The 15,347-nt window shown below is 54.1% G+C and carries 16 protein-coding genes; 5 read left to right on the top strand and 11 right to left on the bottom strand.

What is annotated here, in order from left to right; translation table 11 throughout:
- The first annotated feature begins 91 nt into the window (after positions 1 to 91).
- Together AYJ59_RS00570 and AYJ59_RS00565 are read left to right on the top strand one after the other, a co-directional pair.
- A complete protein-coding gene (locus AYJ59_RS00570; protein WP_127119011.1) occupies positions 92 to 730 on the top strand; it encodes a LysE family translocator in 639 nt (212 codons plus the stop codon).
- Positions 727 to 1,389, top strand: coding sequence for a class I SAM-dependent methyltransferase (locus tag AYJ59_RS00565; RefSeq protein ID WP_127119010.1), 663 nt, complete (start codon positions 727 to 729; stop codon positions 1,387 to 1,389). The genes AYJ59_RS00570 and AYJ59_RS00565 overlap by 4 nt, the downstream gene beginning before the upstream one ends.
- A 19-nt stretch (positions 1,390 to 1,408) precedes the next feature.
- Here AYJ59_RS00565 and AYJ59_RS00560 read toward each other — a convergent pair whose 3' ends face one another.
- Complete coding sequence (locus AYJ59_RS00560; protein ID WP_127119009.1) at positions 1,409 to 2,656, bottom strand: ABC transporter permease; 1,248 nt, start codon at positions 2,654 to 2,656, stop codon at positions 1,409 to 1,411.
- Positions 2,649 to 3,650: an ABC transporter ATP-binding protein gene (locus tag AYJ59_RS00555; protein ID WP_127119008.1), complete on the bottom strand. Its 1,002-nt coding sequence runs from the start codon at positions 3,648 to 3,650 to the stop codon at positions 2,649 to 2,651. The genes AYJ59_RS00560 and AYJ59_RS00555 overlap by 8 nt, the downstream gene beginning before the upstream one ends.
- Positions 3,651 to 3,772: 122 nt before the next feature.
- Here AYJ59_RS00555 and AYJ59_RS00550 point away from each other — a divergent pair, with 122 nt between their 5' ends.
- Positions 3,773 to 5,002, top strand: a complete 1,230-nt coding sequence (locus AYJ59_RS00550) for an NAD(P)/FAD-dependent oxidoreductase (protein ID WP_127119007.1) — start codon at positions 3,773 to 3,775, stop codon at positions 5,000 to 5,002.
- Between the two features lie 214 nt (positions 5,003 to 5,216).
- Here AYJ59_RS00550 and AYJ59_RS00545 read toward each other — a convergent pair whose 3' ends face one another.
- The 8 genes from AYJ59_RS00545 to hemF form a co-directional block, all read right to left on the bottom strand.
- Positions 5,217 to 7,574 carry an MMPL family transporter gene (locus AYJ59_RS00545; protein WP_127119006.1) on the bottom strand — a complete coding sequence of 786 codons (2,358 nt, stop codon included), beginning with the start codon at positions 7,572 to 7,574 and terminating at the stop codon, positions 5,217 to 5,219.
- A 3-nt stretch (positions 7,575 to 7,577) separates the two neighbouring features.
- Positions 7,578 to 8,174, bottom strand: coding sequence for a LolA-related protein (locus AYJ59_RS00540; protein WP_127119005.1), 597 nt, complete (start codon positions 8,172 to 8,174; stop codon positions 7,578 to 7,580).
- On the bottom strand, positions 8,171 to 9,070 hold the full coding sequence (locus AYJ59_RS00535) for an LpxL/LpxP family acyltransferase (protein ID WP_127119004.1): 900 nt from the start codon (positions 9,068 to 9,070) through the stop codon (positions 8,171 to 8,173). Before AYJ59_RS00535 ends, AYJ59_RS00540 begins: the two co-directional genes overlap by 4 nt.
- Positions 9,067 to 9,438 carry a hypothetical protein gene (locus AYJ59_RS00530; protein WP_127119003.1) on the bottom strand — a complete coding sequence of 124 codons (372 nt, stop codon included), beginning with the start codon at positions 9,436 to 9,438 and terminating at the stop codon, positions 9,067 to 9,069. Before AYJ59_RS00530 ends, AYJ59_RS00535 begins: the two co-directional genes overlap by 4 nt.
- Positions 9,425 to 10,813: an AMP-binding protein gene (locus AYJ59_RS00525; protein ID WP_127119002.1), complete on the bottom strand. Its 1,389-nt coding sequence runs from the start codon at positions 10,811 to 10,813 to the stop codon at positions 9,425 to 9,427. The genes AYJ59_RS00530 and AYJ59_RS00525 overlap by 14 nt, the downstream gene beginning before the upstream one ends.
- A 3-nt stretch (positions 10,814 to 10,816) precedes the next feature.
- Entirely contained in the window at positions 10,817 to 11,077 is a 261-nt protein-coding gene (locus tag AYJ59_RS00520; protein ID WP_029939249.1) for a phosphopantetheine-binding protein, read from the bottom strand.
- Positions 11,078 to 11,205: 128 nt separating this feature from the next.
- Positions 11,206 to 11,580 (bottom strand): RNA-binding S4 domain-containing protein, encoded by a 375-nt coding sequence (locus AYJ59_RS00515; RefSeq protein WP_068646694.1) that lies wholly within the window; start codon positions 11,578 to 11,580, stop codon positions 11,206 to 11,208.
- 2 nt (positions 11,581 to 11,582) lie between these two features.
- Positions 11,583 to 12,551, bottom strand: a complete 969-nt coding sequence (gene hemF / locus AYJ59_RS00510) for an oxygen-dependent coproporphyrinogen oxidase (RefSeq protein ID WP_127119001.1) — start codon at positions 12,549 to 12,551, stop codon at positions 11,583 to 11,585.
- A 100-nt stretch (positions 12,552 to 12,651) separates the two neighbouring features.
- Between hemF and AYJ59_RS00505 the strand changes: the two genes are divergently transcribed.
- Positions 12,652 to 13,509 (top strand): M48 family metallopeptidase, encoded by an 858-nt coding sequence (locus AYJ59_RS00505; RefSeq protein WP_127119000.1) that lies wholly within the window; start codon positions 12,652 to 12,654, stop codon positions 13,507 to 13,509.
- 10 nt (positions 13,510 to 13,519) lie between these two features.
- Here AYJ59_RS00505 and AYJ59_RS00500 read toward each other — a convergent pair whose 3' ends face one another.
- A complete protein-coding gene (locus AYJ59_RS00500) occupies positions 13,520 to 14,077 on the bottom strand; it encodes a Sua5/YciO/YrdC/YwlC family protein (RefSeq protein WP_127118999.1) in 558 nt (185 codons plus the stop codon).
- Positions 14,078 to 14,300: 223 nt separating this feature from the next.
- Here AYJ59_RS00500 and AYJ59_RS00495 point away from each other — a divergent pair, with 223 nt between their 5' ends.
- A complete protein-coding gene (locus AYJ59_RS00495) occupies positions 14,301 to 15,344 on the top strand; it encodes an efflux RND transporter periplasmic adaptor subunit (protein WP_237260402.1) in 1,044 nt (347 codons plus the stop codon).
- Positions 15,345 to 15,347 lie beyond the last annotated feature (3 nt).

Raw genomic sequence — 15,347 nt, 5'->3', positions numbered from 1 at the left:
GCCTGGCGGTTTTCAGGGGGCACCACGGATAGCACTTTTGGCTTAAAACCGTCATAATGGAGACCTTCCATTTTCGGATCGGGACTTGGACATGACATTCCAACTGACGTTCGATATCTGGCTGGCGATGGGCGCGGTATTGCTCATCATGGCGTTGATGCCCAGCCTCAGCGTGCTGCTGGTCACCAGTCGCAGCAGCCTGTTCGGGGTGCGCCATGGTTTGGCAACGGCCGCCGGCATTGTCAGCGCCGATCTGCTGTTCACACTGGTGGCGCTTTTCGGGTTGAAATGGCTGGCAGACCACTTTGAGCCCGGCTTTAGGTTGTTGACGTATCTCGGCGGCGGCTACCTCATCTGGCTCGGTGTGCAATTGCTGCGCCGTCCCCCGGAACAGAAACCGGTGACGCAAACCACCCACGCCACCCTGTCCGCGAGCTTCGGGTTAGGCTTATTGTTTACCCTCGGCGACCAAAAAGCCATTCTGTTCTATTTCGGGTTTTTCCCTGCTTTCGTCCCCATGGAACAACTCGAAACCGGCGATATCTTATTGATTCTATTCCTCACACTGGTGACCGTCGGCGGTGCCAAGGCCTTGTATGCCGTCAGTGCGGCACGAGCAACGATATTGCTTCGCCCTCGCCGTCAGGATTTGATTCGACGCATCGCCGCCAGCGTGTTTCTCGTCATCGGCGTATACCTCATCGTCACCACCACATTGGAGTGGCGATGACGGTGTCGCAACGCATTTTGGACGCTTGGGACAAAAATGCCCAGGCCTGGGCCAAAACCGTACGGGAAAACGCCTTGGCCTCTCGTCGGCTGGTGACCGATGCCGCCATCGTTGAACAATTATTATCGGAACCCGATTGGTCGTCGCTTCTCGATGTGGGCTGCGGCGAAGGTTGGTTGATTCGCGCCCTGAAATCCGAACGCCCCGATGCACACTTCACCGGCTTCGACGGCTGCGCGGCCTTAATCGACACCGCTCGCGTAGACGATCGCGATGGCGATTACCGACACCTCACCTATCAGCAAGTACACTGCGACCGTTTTTCAGGATCTTTCGATCGCATTGTCTGCAATTTTTCATTATTCGAAGACGAATCCGTCGTGGAACTATTGCAGCGATTACGCGATTGCCTCACGCCGCAGAACGGCCGGCTAGCGATTCAAACCCTGTATTCAGACGCGCCAAAAAGCGAATGGGAGGCCAATTCCTGGGCCGGCTTGCCGGACAGCTTCCGAGAACCACATCCCTGGTTCAAACGTTGCGAAGCCGATTGGTTCGAGTTATTCACCCGCTTGGGTTTGGAAATGACGTCTGTACGTTACCCGGCTTATCCGGACAGCGACCGAATCGCATCGGTGATTTTCGTATTAAAAACATAAAAACAGGCGATAGCCACCCTCAATGATCCGGCTGGGTCAGGCGTTTTTGCAAACGCCAATAGGCCGCTAAAAAGAACACCAGCGCCAGGCCGAGCAGTTGCAGGATATAGGGCCATACCGATTGGAAATCCCCCTGACGTAACAGAATTTCCAAAAAGGCTTCCAAGCCCCAGTTCATTGGTGAAAAAGCGGCGAGCTTTTGCATGGCGTCCGGCATCACGAACACCGGCACCATCACGCCGCCCATGGCACCCATCAACAAATTACTGACGCCGCCGACGGTTGAGGCCTGTTCATGGGTCTTCACCCAAACCGCAATCAACAACGCAAAACTGATGGCGGTCAAACTCAACGCCAACGACACCGGCAACAATAACCAAGCATTGCTGCTCAACTGCAACGCTTCTCCGCCCAATAACGGCACCAAAAATACGCCCGTGAGAAACATCAGCCCTGTTTGCAGCAAATTAATCAGCATATAAGGCAACAGCTTCCCTAACAGAATCCATTGTTTGGCAATCGGAAAGGTGTTGAGCCGTTCCAGCGTCCCGTTGTTCAATTCCACCAACAAGGTCGCCGAAAACGGAATCACAATAAAGAACATCGCGAACACCAACCAGGCGGGCACACTCTGTTGCACCGAGGTCGGCGTCACTTGGGTCGTACCATAGGACAAATTGTCTTCGCTCAACACGGTCGGCCCCAGGAATTTGCGGATATCCAACTCCGGCACCTCTTGCTGTCGGCTCGCCGAGCGGGAACCGGCCGCGAAGGTCACGGCAATTTTCTTTTCCACCAGTTTGCGCATCAACGCCGCTTTCAACAAGGAACGAGCATAACTCGGCGCCACAGGAGAATAGTCGATTTGAATCGGTGTCTGAATCGGCTCGCCGCGTTTAAGCTTTTTCACCAGATCGGTCGGCACCTGTATCAAGGCCAAGCGCTCCCCGCTCAACGTCGCTTGCCGGGCATCGGCGATGGCTTGCGGGCTGTTTTCAATCGGCAGGACATCAAAACTTTCCAGATTCAGAAAGTCGTTCTGCCAGGCCTGGGAGATGTTGTCGTCGAACACCGCAAAGATTCTCAAGCCACCGTATGCAGAAGCGGCCGAGTTTTTGGCGCCCGTGGCCTGTTTGTCGGAAAACACTTCCTGCAAACTCATCGACATAATGACCACAAACACCACCGGCATCAAAAACAGCACCAATAAGGCATAGACATCCCGCAAAATCAAACGGGCTTCTTTCTGCAATAAGGCCTTAAACATGGCTCACATCCTCAAGCGCCATATCCGACTGCGAAGCGTGTTTCAAGGCAGCCAACACGTCCGGTTGCACGGATTCGAAAAACAGCGTCTCCATATCCAGCGGTTGCATCGACAAGCGTTGCAGTTTCGCGCCCGGCAGGTGGTTTAAAAACGCCATTACTTGCCGGTCAATCAACGCCAAATCGATGTCGGACGGCAATCGTCCGGACACCTTATTTCCATCAACGATAAACCCGTTTTGTTGGCAAAAGTCGTCAAAAGCGGGTAAATGATTTAAATTTGACCAGGTCTGGTCGATTTCGACTTCCAGCTTGACCCCGCTTTCTCGCCGCCAGACATCCAATTCTCCCTGGAAACGCACTTCACCTTGATGCAACAACGCCACCTGGTCGCACAGCAATTCGATTTCCTGCATGTGGTGCGAGGTATAGACAATCGCCACGCCCTGGTCGCGCAATTGACGAATCGCCTTGAGAATGAAATCACGGGAAATGGGGTCGATACCCACCGTCGGCTCATCGAGAAACAACAGTTTCGGGCGGTTGACCAAACCGATAGCCAGATTCAAGCGACGCTTCAGGCCACCGGACAACCGATCGGCGGTTTGCTGGCGGTGCGTTTCCAGCTGACAAAACGCGATGGCGTCCTCAACACGTTGCGTCCGCTCCCCCAAATCCGCCCGCAAGTCGGCGAAAAACTGCAAATTTTCCAGCACCGTCAGGGTCGGGTAAAACGCATAGCCTTGCGGCACCAGCGCAATTTGTCTCAGGATATCCGTGCGATGCGTCGCATAATCCAACCCCAGCACCGTCAAATCGCCGGATTGCTTTTTGAGCTGACCGGTCAGCAAACCAATCAAGGTGCTTTTGCCGGCACCGTTGATACCCAACAGCCCCAAAATGCCGCTTGGTTTCATCTGCAAATCGAGCGCTTTCAGCACCGGCTGACCGGGTTGGTATTGGTAGGAAAGGTCTTGGATGTCGAGGGTGTTCACGAGGTGAAAAGGGTTCCGGTGAAAATTGCACAAACTTTCTCACAAAAGCGCTGGAAACACAACCGATTGGCGGTTTTTTTGATAGACTTAACGCTTCTCGTTCGCTTGCAAAGGAAACAGGTTTGAAACACTGTGATGTCTTCATTATCGGGGGTGGTCCGGCCGGCTCCATCGCCGCCGCGAAATTGGTCCAAGCCGGTTATGACGTCAAGCTGGTGGAACGCCAGGTCTTCCCGCGTTTTGTCATCGGCGAATCCTTGTTGCCCCGTTGCAACCAACTGCTGAACGACGCCAATATGCTCGACAGCATCGAAGCGGCCGGGTTCCAATTTAAAGGCGGTGTCGCCTTCCAGACCGGCCGGGAATTCGAGATTTTCCATTTCGACAACAACCTCGGCGAGCCCTTCAACAGTTCCTTTCAAGTGAAACGCGAAATTTTCGACCATGAACTGTTGAAAGACGCGGAACGCAAAGGCGCGGATGTGGAATTCGAATCCGAAGTCACCGCTTACGACCCGGACGCCAACATCGTCACCGTCAAAACCAAACAGGGCGACACCGAAACCTACCAGGCGAAAAAAGTCATCGACGCCTCCGGCTATGGCCGTGTTTTGCCCCGTTTACTGAATCTGGACGCCAAACCGAAACTGGCACTGAGACGCGCCACCTTCTGCCGAGTCCAGAATGACGTGCGCCCCACCGACGGCACCGACGGCTACATTTACGTCGACGTTTACGGTGACAACGATGCCTGGATTTGGAACATCCCGTTTAACGACGGCATCACCTCGGTCGGCATCGTCTGTACCGAAGAATTTTTCCAATCGTTCAATATGACCGACGACGCTTTTTGGGATCATATTGTCCACACCCATCCGTGCGCCAAAGAACGCTACAAAAACGCCACCAAAATCAATGACGTCGGTTCTTTGAGCGGTTATTCGGCCGCGGTGAAAAAACTGTACGGCGATAACTTCGTCTTGGTCGGCAACGCCTCCGAATTCCTTGACCCGGTTTTCAGCTCCGGCGTGACCTTGGCCTTGGAATCCGGGTCGGTTGCGGCGGATTTAACGCTGCGAGAATTGCAGGGCGACGCCGTGGACTGGCAAACCGAATATGAAGATTACATGATGCGCGGCATCAATGTGTTTCGAGAATTCGTGGAATCTTGGTACGACAGCCGCCTGCAAACGATTTTCTTTACCGAACACAAAGACGAACGCATCAAGCAATCCATCACCTCGGTTCTGAGCGGTTACGTCTGGAACCCGAAAAACTATTTCGTCAAATCACCCACCGCCGCGGTGAATACGCTGGTGGCCATGATTGAGAGTTCCAAACAACCTGTTTAAAGTGCTTCCCCAGACTCGGCTCGACTTCTGAATCAGGCGAGGTTACTTCAAGACCTTTGCGCGAGTCAGGGCGCGAGATAAAAAAGCGGGAAAATGGGCGAATTCAAGGCAAAAAACGCAGGTAATAGCCTTAGCTATTGCCAAGTTTTTTTAACGCAGAAGCCGTGCATTTTAACCTTTTTTAGCCGTGTCATTGGCTCGTGCACAGGTCTTATCACACCCGATTCTGCCAACGCGCCAGAAGGTACACCCAGATGACGCCGACAACCAAGGTTTGGCCGATGGCGACCAGAATCGGGATGGACGTCCACAACAAACAGCCAAACGTCAGAATCGTGGTCATCAATGCAATCGTGACCGACGACATGGCATCATCCCGTTGAGGCACTTCCTGCGAAGCTTGGATCTGCTGACGTGCTTGGTGTGCGAATAGGCTGTAATCTAAACCGATCGCCACCACCAGAAAACCGGCCAGTAAATGGAACACCGTCACCGCTTGCCCGAACACCGACAAGCTCACCAAACTCAAGCCCAGCCCGAACACCACCGGAAGTAAAATCCGCCAGGCCTGGGCGAAACTGGCGGTGGCCAGCCGGAGCCCCAATACAAACACCAGCAACAATCCAAACAATCCCCACGCCAGTTCCCAACGTAATTGAGTCACCGACTCCGCCACCAGCGACCGCTGATTGAAATATAAAATGCCCTGCGCCTCACTCCAGTCTGCCAAACTCGCTGGCCGAGTCACGCCTTGCAATAGAATCTTTCCGACCACGCCGTTCGCCGTCTCGGTAATCAGAGTCGGCAACAAAGCCTGCTGCCAATCCAGCGCCAGGGTTTCAAATCGCGGCCAATCCAACGGTGGCAAGGTCGAAGAGGCTTTCAAACCTTGCACAAACGACTGAAAATGTTTGGGCTGTAACGAGGTGTCACTTTGTGCCAAAGCCGAATTCAGCGCATCGGCCGATGGCAAGGCCGAAAGGCGTTGGGCCTGGCGCTGCACACTCGGTAACCAGTCGGACAGGCCCAACCAGCCTTGAATAACGCCGTCCGTTTTCAACTGCGCCAAACTGGCCGTCAAGGCTTCCTGCCGTTGCAATAAGGTTTGCATGGAGTCGGCTGGCACCAGTAAAAACTGACTGGCTTCCGGCTGGCGGAACGCTTGGCGTAAATCCGCGTCCTGTTGCAATAAGCTGGGCGGCACCGGACTCAAACTGGCCAAGTCGTCCTGCCACACGATGGGTTTCCACCACAGCAGCGCCAAGACCAAAGCCGTCAACCCCATCCATTTCCAACCATCGCGAACGGTTGGTACCGCTTGGTCGCGGCCGTCCATTTTCACAGCCGTTGGAAGGGACGTCACCGGCGACAGCACCCATAGAATGAAACGGGTCATGCCCAACGCCGTCAGAAGGCCGACGGCGGCAAACAATCCCATCTGTTGCACTCCGGGAATGTCCAGCCACATCAAACTGCCCAAGCCAACCAGGCTGCTTAAGGCGCCTAGACGAATCACCGGCCAATTTCGCCAGGCCTGCTGCGGCGATTGTCGGAGCGCCGCTAGGGCATGAATCGGGTAATCCACCGCCACGCCAATCAAAACCACACCCAAGGCCAGTGTCATCGCTTCAATGGTGCCGAAAACGGCTTGGACCGTCAGCGCACCGAGTAAGGTGCCCGCCGCCAAAGGCACAAAACTCAGGAACACCCAAAGCGGACGACGAAACGTCCAAAACAGAAAGCCCAATACCAACAAGGTCGCGATGACGGACAACCATTTGACGTCCTGTTCAATGTCGTGGCGCGCCTGTTGGGCAATCCAGGCCACATTGGACACAACGATTTTCACGCCCACCCTATCCATTTCGGGAACACCCGATTTCACTAACGCCGCTCGCAAAACCGGTTCGACCGCTTGCAAATGGCTGGCCAGAGCCGCCGGTTTGAATGTCACCAGAAACAGCAATTGCATGGCGTCCGATTGCGCCAATTCGGATGGCCCTTCGGCAGCCTCCACTTCGCCCCAAACACCGGAAAGCGTGGGCACCGCCTGCTGAACACGGGATTGCCCCAAATAACGGAACCATTGCTGGGTCGGGTCACTGAGGGCGGTGGTTTTATCCAACACCAATCCCATTTGCCAGGCTTGCCACAAATCGTCCAGCCGTGACGGTAAGGTTTCCAGGTCAAAATCGGTCAGAAGGTAACGATATTCCCGTAAAGGCGCCTGATTCCAAGCGGAGACGGGCGACGGAGCATTCCGAACCTCGGCTACCCAAGACTGATCCCGTAACGCCGTGGCCAACGTCTGACTGATGACGGCCGCGTCATTTGGGGTGACATTCACACTCAACGGCAGTTGAACCGACACCATTAACGGTTGCTGCGAGCGGTCTTGATTGAGGGATTGTTTCAGGGAGTCGAACAACACCGCTTGGTCGGTGGTTTCGGCCGGCGGGAAGAAGGCGGTCAGTTGATTTTGCAGGGTCAGTTTCGGCAGACTCCAAGCGGCCAGCGCACCGAAGACCAGCACCACGGCCAGCAAAACGCCATAACGCGACCGCTGCGCCATCCGTTATGGCTCCATGCGATAACGCCGCCAGTCACCGTTGGCGAAATTCAATTGGATGGTTTGCACTTGCGCTTTTTGATGCTGCCAAACGCCCGATACGATGATGTCGTGCGTGGTGAGAACCACATTGGCTTTCGGCTGATAAGCCAGTTGCCAACCGTCTTGAGGCAGGGCTTGATAGCGCACATCATACAAATCTTCCAGCGCTTGCGGGCGGCCGGATAACAAGGCTTGCAACGGGTTCAAAAACGCCTGAATGTCCGGCACCTGTGCCAACGGCATCTGCCAGTGCTTGTCGGGAAAATCGACCTTGACCGAATCGCCGATCATCGACAAACGGCCTTGAATCGGCTGGTGATACTGCAATGAAAAATGCTGTGGATTCCGATAATGAAAGGTGCCTTGATAATCGCTGGTGACATCCAACAAGGTATCGTGCCGGGCTTCAACAAAATCCTGTGTTTTCGGAGTTTTGGTCCAGGCCTGGTAGATTTTGGCCTTTTCCGCTTGAGCCGCTGTATCGGCGAACGCATGACCGGCGAACAACAACCCAATCGCCATCATCGAAATAACCCATTTAAATCCGCTCAGGCCATTCACTTTGAAGCGTCCTCGTCGTCCAGCCAATAATGGTAAAAATTAAACCAATTGTACGGCGATTGACGACACTGCCGCGCCACTTCATCCATATAGGCTTGTGCCATTTCCTGTAAACTGGCGCCCGGCTCGAACGTCAGTGCATCACTGTAGACATGATAACGATTGCCACCTTCAAAGCGGCCAAAGAAAACCGTCACCGGAATATCAAAACGTTTCGCCAGTTTGAACCCCGCAATCGGAATCAACATTTCATCGTCGAAAAAGCGTACCTTGACCGTGGCTTCCTGCCCGACCGGACGGTCTTTCAGAATCGCCACCGATTGCTCGGATTCAATGGTGTCGTGGATGTCGAAAATGGTTTGCAGGCCATTGTATGGAATCACCATGGTTTCCATTTCCGGGTTCAGCTCGTTCAGGAGTTTGACGATGGTTTCGTTTTGATCCACCTTCAACACCACCTTGATTTTGATGTCGTATAAATCCGACGACAAGGCGCGAATGGCATCCAGACTGCCGAAATGAGCACCGAAATACAATTGCGCCGGATGGGTTTCCATCGAGGCGCGCCATTTTTCCAGATTACTGTAAGTCAGCTCGAAGTTTTCAATGCGGCCGGTGAGAAAATACACCCGATCCAGAATGGTGGTGGCAAACCACAAAAAATGTCGATAAATATCCCAAAATCGAGCGGGACGCCCCAACACTTGATTCAGATAATGGCGCGAAGCGGCCTTCTGCTTGCCGGAAATCGGCATATAAAACAGGATAATCGGATGCAATAGCGGCTTGACCAGCCAACGCGGAAACAGCAACGCCAAACCACGAATCAACTTCAGCCAGAAGCCGGAAGTGCGCTCTTTTTGCTGTGTCCAATCGGTTAGTTTCGGTGACGTCATCGTATCCCGTCCTGTCCCTCTTGTGCTTGAACGGCCGCTCGGTTGCGCAAAACCAATTGACCCGTCGCCGCGGGAATCGCTTCCTCGCTTAATGCCAATTTAAACCGGGCCTTAAGCGTTTCCGCATCGGCGTTACCCGTCCATTCAATCTGCAAATCAACCGCCTGTTCCGGCCGCACCAGATGGGTGAATTTGGCCTGTGGAAGCTTAACGATGTCATATTCCGGATAATGTGAAACCAAAACCTGTTCCACCGCCTCCAGCAACACCACCCCCGGCACCACCGAATTGCCCGGAAAGTGGCCGGGCAAGCTCGGATGATCCGCCGGGATGGTAAAGGTTTCTGAAATCGGTTCAAGCACGGACATTTGGGGATTCGGTTCCTGTTTGCGTTGCGTTTTGTTTCGCCAAGTCGCTCAACTGTTGAAACTGTATTTTACCTAACTCGTTGCGCGGAATCTGCTCGACAAAATGAATCGGTCTGGGCAAAAACACTGCATCCATGTCCTGCGCCAACGCCTGTTTGATGTCGTGCGCGTTCAAATCGGACACCACAAATGCCTGCAGGCGTTCGCCATTCGGTGCTTGCCAAAACAGTCCGTCAGAGACGCCGTCAATGGCTTGCAGCTTCTGGTTTAAATACGCCAGGGAACTGCGTTTTCCCGCCACTTTCACCACATCGGAGCGCCGCCCCAAAAGCCGAAATCGATTCGGCTGGCCCGGAATCAATTCGAACTGGTCGTGCAACGGGTGGCTTTCCGCCAAAGGCGCGATGTTCACCTCACACACCGACAACGATTCCTCACACAGCAGGTAATTGTCATCGTACAGCGTCCAGGCGTCACCCGCCAATGTTTCACGTGAAGCAATGGAGGCGGTCTCCGTACTGCCGAACACCTCGAACACGCGCGCATGGAGCGTATCACTGACCTGCTGAGCCAAGGCTTCATCCAACGGAGCGGTGGCCGACAAAACCCGCAATGGCAATTGTGGCCAGTCTACATCAAACGGCATCAGTTTTTTCAAATGTAAGGGCGTGGAAGCCAACAACACCGGTCCAGCTTGCGCGGCCAATACGGCCCGTATATCTTCGGCGAAAATCGGTCGCCCGACCCAGATGGATTGTTTGGAAAACAATGGCCAGAAAATCGTGGTTTCCAGACCGAACATATGCTGGCTCGGCACCGTCGCCACCACGCACCCGGGCTGGTTTAACTCGAAACGGGCAATGGCCTGTTGTGCCAGCAACGCCATTTGACGCCAGGTTTTCACCACCCGTTTCGGTTGACCGGTGGAACCGGACGTGTACAACCAAATGTCACTGTTCAACACTCTGTCCCAAAGCGGCTGTAAGACGGCTTCATCGACCCAATTGCTCTTGTCCGCCGACAAAAACGATTCCGGCGTCGGCCCGGTTTCCGGCTCTTCCTGCTCGCTGAACCGTTGTACCGTTTGCGCTTGCGACACTTTCAACTCGGCGGTTAATTCGGTTAGGGTATTGGCGGCGACATTGGGCGGTAAAATGGTTTTGCCACCCCGCATGGCCACCGCCAGCATCACCATCAAAAACACATCGCGGCGGGCATAAAGATTCAGGACAACAGGCGCGTCCGGAAGGGTTTCACTGAAACGATAGGCGGCCGAGAACAATTGATGGCGGGAGACGTTTTCGCCCTCTGAAAGCAGAAAAGGGTTGCTTGACAGCAACCCTTTTAATGGTAAGTCCACCGAGTGGCCGGCCATGAATCAGGCCTGTTTGTTGGCTTGAACGAATTCGGATAAGGCCGCAATCGAAGCAAACACGTCGCCGACATTCTGATCACCGGATTTGATTTTAATGCCGTAACGCTTATTCAATTCCAACGAGATTTCCAGCGCATCGATGGAGTCTAAGCCCAGACCGTCATTGAAAATCGGTTCATTCGGATCGATTTCATCGACAGTCACATCTTCCAGGTTGACGGCCTCAATAATCATTTCTGCAATTTCGGTTTGCTCAGGTGTCATGTGTTTTTCCAATTTTGTCGGTTTTTTAAGCAACGCTTAACGATATTTTCTGAATTCAAAATCAGCGCAAATTATATCAGCCTTCCTTTTTCAATGGTTATAAAACCCCAGAAAAATCGTCAAAAAACTTACTCTCCAAATGTCATTTGTTCGATTTTACGGCGGTCACGCTTGGTCGGCCGCCCTTTGCCTCTTTCGCGATACCCGGCCAAGGCCATTTGCGGTGGTGGCGTTTTTTGATTCAGCATTTCGTGATCGATGCGATACAGCGTTTCCGCCACTTGCGCGGAGCCGCGCTTATCCGACACCTGCAACACCGTCACCTCAACCTTGCGATGCGGTTGGGTGATTTTCAGAACATCGCCTTCTGACACCGTTTTGCTGGGTTTGGGCTTACTGCCGTTCAACTCGATCTTGCCGCCTTTTACCGCATCCAGCGCTACGCCGCGTGTTTTGAAAAAGCGTGCCGCCCACAACCACTTATCGACCCGAACCTTTTCCATAATCAGCTGCCTTCAAGGTTCAACCAGTCTCGCGGGGCCAAATAATCATACAACTTAGCTTCTTCGGTGCCTGGCTCCGGGTGATAGTCGTATTTCCAGGTTGCTAACGGCGGCATCGACATCAGAATCGATTCGGTGCGGCCGCCGGTCTGCAAACCGAAAATGGTGCCGCGGTCGAAAGCCAGGTTGAATTCGGCATAACGGCCACGACGGTATAATTGGAAGTCACGTTGACGATCCCCGTACGGCACCGATTTACGACGTGCCACAATGGGACGATAAGCTTCAATGTAATGATTCCCGACCGACTGCATAAAACGGAAGCAGGTCTCGAAATCCCAACCGAAGGTGCTTTCGTTTAAATCGTCATAGAACAACCCGCCGACACCGCGGGTTTCATTACGGTGCTTCAAGAAAAAGTATTCATCACACCAGTCTTTATACTTGCTGTAAATGTCATCACCGAACGGATCGCAAGCCGCTTTGGACTGTAAATGCCAATGCACAACGTCATCGTCAAATGGATAATACGGCGTCAAATCAAAGCCGCCGCCAAACCACCAGACCGGCTCTTCGCCGTCTTTTTCGGCCACAAACAAACGTACATTGGCGTGCGATGTCGGGACATAAGGGTTACGCGGATGAATGACCAGCGACACCCCCAGCGCTTGGAAAGAACGGCCCGCCAGTTCCGGGCGGTGCGCGGTGGCCGAGGCCGGCAAGGTTTTGCCGCGCACATGAGAAAAGTTCACGCCCCCTTTTTCGATGACATCACCGCCTTCCAACACCCGGCTGATACCGCCGCCCGTCAAGCCCATCTCACCTTGATCGGGCTCTCTTTCCCATTGATCGACAATGAAATCCTTGGAGCCGTCTTCGGCCGCCAATTGTCGGCAAATATCGGCTTGCAGATCGAGCAGGTAAGCCTTAACGGCTTCGATGTCCACGTGATTGGGTTGTGTGTTTGACATAAACATTCCTTCATTCGTTGGGAGCGATTCAGGCGCTATTTTATAGAAAAAGCCCCGTCACTTCTTTAAAATATCCATTTCGTCGGATTGGAAAAAGCGCATGAAAAAACGATACTTTTGGACTATCTCCTTACTGATACTGCCTTTGATGACCCTCATTGGCTGCAGCGCCCAGACCACCAAACAAGGCTCTGTCGGCATTGAGCGCCAGCAAATGCTATTGGTCTCCGAGCAAGAAATGCAAAAAGGGGCTGACCAAGCCTATCGCGAAGTGCTGGCCGAAGCCGAGAAAAACCATGCGCTCAACACCGACCCTAAAGAGCTGAAGCGTTTACGAACGATTGCAAGCCGTTTGGTTCCGCAAACCAAAATCTACCGTGAAGATGCACCCGACTGGCACTGGGAAGTCAATTTGCTGAAATCCGACGAGCTGAACGCCTGGTGTATGCCGGGCGGGAAAATCGCCTTTTACACCGGCATCATTGACACGCTGCACCTGACCGACGACGAAATCGCCGCCATTATGGGGCACGAGATGGCCCATGCTTTACGCGAACACAGCCGGGAACGCGCCTCTCAACAAATGGTCAGCCAAGCCGGTTTGACCGCTTTAAGCATCCTCACCGGCATCCAGGGCCCGGCGTTGGACGCCAGCAATATGGTCATGCAAACCACCTTCCTGTTACCGAACAGCCGCACCCATGAAACCGAAGCCGACCGCATGGGCGTGGAATTGGCGGCCCGCGCCGGATACGATCCATATGCCGCCGTTTCCGTTTGGGAAAAAATGGGCAAACTCTCCAAAGACGCGCCGCCGGAATTTCTCAGCACCCACCCGTCCAACGCCACCCGAGTGGACGATTTGAAAAAATACGCCGCCATGGTCGAACCGCTGTATCAACAGGCGAAAAAAAATCCGCCCAAACCGGCCAAGATTGTTTCGCAGCCGAACCCCTAACAAGCCCAGATCAACGTAAACGGCGACCGGTTTCAGCCTCCCAGATTTCGGACGGCGTTGCCGCGCCGCTGACCTGGCCGATTAACACCGGCACCTCCGGAAATGCCGCCAGACAAGCCGCTTCACTCCGAATTGGCTCCTCACCGCTGACATTGGCACTGGTGGACACCAGCGGGCCACCCAAGGCATCGCACAAGGCTTGCACCTGCGGATGGCGTGTCACCCGAATCGCCACAGTTTTCCGGCCACCGGTCACCCAATTCGGCACCGTGGCTTTGGCCGGCAGCACCCACGTCACCACACGACCTTCCTGCCAGCTTTGCAACACCGACTCGCTCCAAGGGCGTTCATAAAGCTCCGCCAGATCGGCCACCTGCTCCACTTGCGAGGCAATCAGAATAACGCCTTTTTCCAAAGGGCGACTTTTTAGGGCCAACAATCGCTGAAATGCGGTTTCATTGAACGGATCGCAGCCCAGACCATACACCGCCTCGGTCGGATAAGCCAACACCCCGCCGTTACGAACCCAATCGGCCGCTTCCGCCGCATTCAACCGTTTTTCCGTCATCTTGTCGCTCCACATTCACGCATCCGGCCATTTTAGCAAAGCCTCCGACCAAAAACACGACCACCCCGAAAACACCCAGGCCTGGTGAAAAGCGCTAGAGCACCTTAATTCGAAAAGACTGGGCAAAGCATGAAGGCCATTTCCGAAACCCGGCTTTTGTGTTAACGTTATGTCACATGACAATTTGATTCGGCAGAGGCTTGGAGGAAAGGCTGTGACAAACATGAAAAAACGCATTCTATTGGGTGTTGTCATTCTGGTAATCCTGTCCGCCTCCGGCTGGTATTTTCTGCAAAAACCCGCCGCCCAAGCGCCCGGCCAACTGACGCTTTATGGCAATGTCGATTTACGCCAGGTCAATCTCGCTTTTCAAGTCACCGGGCAGATTGAACGCATGCAAGTCACCGAAGGCACCCACGTTAAGCCCGGTCAAGAACTGGCCTGTGTCGATCAAACGCGTTACCAAGCCAAGCTGGAACTGGCCCAAGCCAATGTCGCGGCCCTTCAAGCTCATCTCGACAAACTCATCGCCGGCAATCGTCCTCAAGAAATCGCCCAAGCCAAAAACACCTATCTCGCCACGCAAAGCGAAGCCAAGCAAGCCTATAAAACCTACGAACGCTTGAAAGCCCTATTACCGAAAAAACTCGCATCGCAGGAAGACGTCGATAACGCCGAAGCCAAGGCCAAGGCCCTGCGCCATCAGGAAAAAGCCACCTATGAAGCTTGGCAGGTCGCCATTCTCGGCGCTCGCGACGAAGACATCGCGCAGGTGCGGGCTCAAATCGCGCAAGCCGAGGCCGAAGTCAAACTGGCGGAAAAAAACCTCACCGATACCCAACTGCTTTCCCCCATTGACGGCATCGTCCGCGACCGGGTACTGGAACCTGGCGACCTCGCCCAACCGCAACAAACCGTCATGACGCTGGCCCTCAACAGCCCGAAATGGGTGCGTGCTTACGTGTCCGAAACCGCCCTCGGGCAACTCAAACTCGGCCAACCGGCTCGCGTCCGAACCGACAGCTATCCCAACAAAGATTACTCCGGTTGGATCGGTTACATCTCACCGACCGCCGAATTCACCCCGAAAACGGTGCAAACCGAAGAACTGCGCACTCAGTTGGTCTACCAGGTTCGCGTCTTCACCTGCGATCCGGACAGCGAACTCCGCCTCGGGATGCCGGCCACCGTCTCACTCGACCTCCACACCCCGCCGTTGAAGAACCCGCAATGCGACGCGCCATCGGATCACCTGGCGGATAACTAAGCA

This window comes from Thiomicrospira sp. S5, from assembly GCF_003991075.1.
Lineage (GTDB): Bacteria > Pseudomonadota > Gammaproteobacteria > Thiomicrospirales > Thiomicrospiraceae > Hydrogenovibrio > Hydrogenovibrio thermophilus.
The sequence above is the reverse complement of the archived record's forward strand: the minus strand, read 5'-3'. Positions and strand labels throughout refer to the sequence as shown.

Bases quoted from the DNA above. Each gene is read 5' to 3' on its own strand.
- AYJ59_RS00570 (WP_127119011.1), top strand. From the start codon at position 92: ATGACATTCCAACTGACGTTCGATATCTGGCTGGCGATGGGCGCGGTA.
- AYJ59_RS00565 (WP_127119010.1), top strand. From the start codon at position 727: ATGACGGTGTCGCAACGCATTTTGGACGCTTGGGACAAAAATGCCCAG.
- AYJ59_RS00560 (WP_127119009.1), bottom strand. From the start codon at position 2,656: ATGTTTAAGGCCTTATTGCAGAAAGAAGCCCGTTTGATTTTGCGGGAT.
- AYJ59_RS00545 (WP_127119006.1), bottom strand. From the start codon at position 7,574: ATGGCGCAGCGGTCGCGTTATGGCGTTTTGCTGGCCGTGGTGCTGGTC.
- AYJ59_RS00535 (WP_127119004.1), bottom strand. From the start codon at position 9,070: ATGACGTCACCGAAACTAACCGATTGGACACAGCAAAAAGAGCGCACT.
- AYJ59_RS00530 (WP_127119003.1), bottom strand. From the start codon at position 9,438: ATGTCCGTGCTTGAACCGATTTCAGAAACCTTTACCATCCCGGCGGAT.
- AYJ59_RS00525 (WP_127119002.1), bottom strand. From the start codon at position 10,813: ATGGCCGGCCACTCGGTGGACTTACCATTAAAAGGGTTGCTGTCAAGC.
- AYJ59_RS00520 (WP_029939249.1), bottom strand. From the start codon at position 11,077: ATGACACCTGAGCAAACCGAAATTGCAGAAATGATTATTGAGGCCGTC.
- AYJ59_RS00515 (WP_068646694.1), bottom strand. From the start codon at position 11,580: ATGGAAAAGGTTCGGGTCGATAAGTGGTTGTGGGCGGCACGCTTTTTC.
- hemF (WP_127119001.1), bottom strand. From the start codon at position 12,551: ATGTCAAACACACAACCCAATCACGTGGACATCGAAGCCGTTAAGGCT.
- AYJ59_RS00505 (WP_127119000.1), top strand. From the start codon at position 12,652: ATGAAAAAACGATACTTTTGGACTATCTCCTTACTGATACTGCCTTTG.
- AYJ59_RS00500 (WP_127118999.1), bottom strand. From the start codon at position 14,077: ATGACGGAAAAACGGTTGAATGCGGCGGAAGCGGCCGATTGGGTTCGT.
- AYJ59_RS00495 (WP_237260402.1), top strand. From the start codon at position 14,301: ATGAAAAAACGCATTCTATTGGGTGTTGTCATTCTGGTAATCCTGTCC.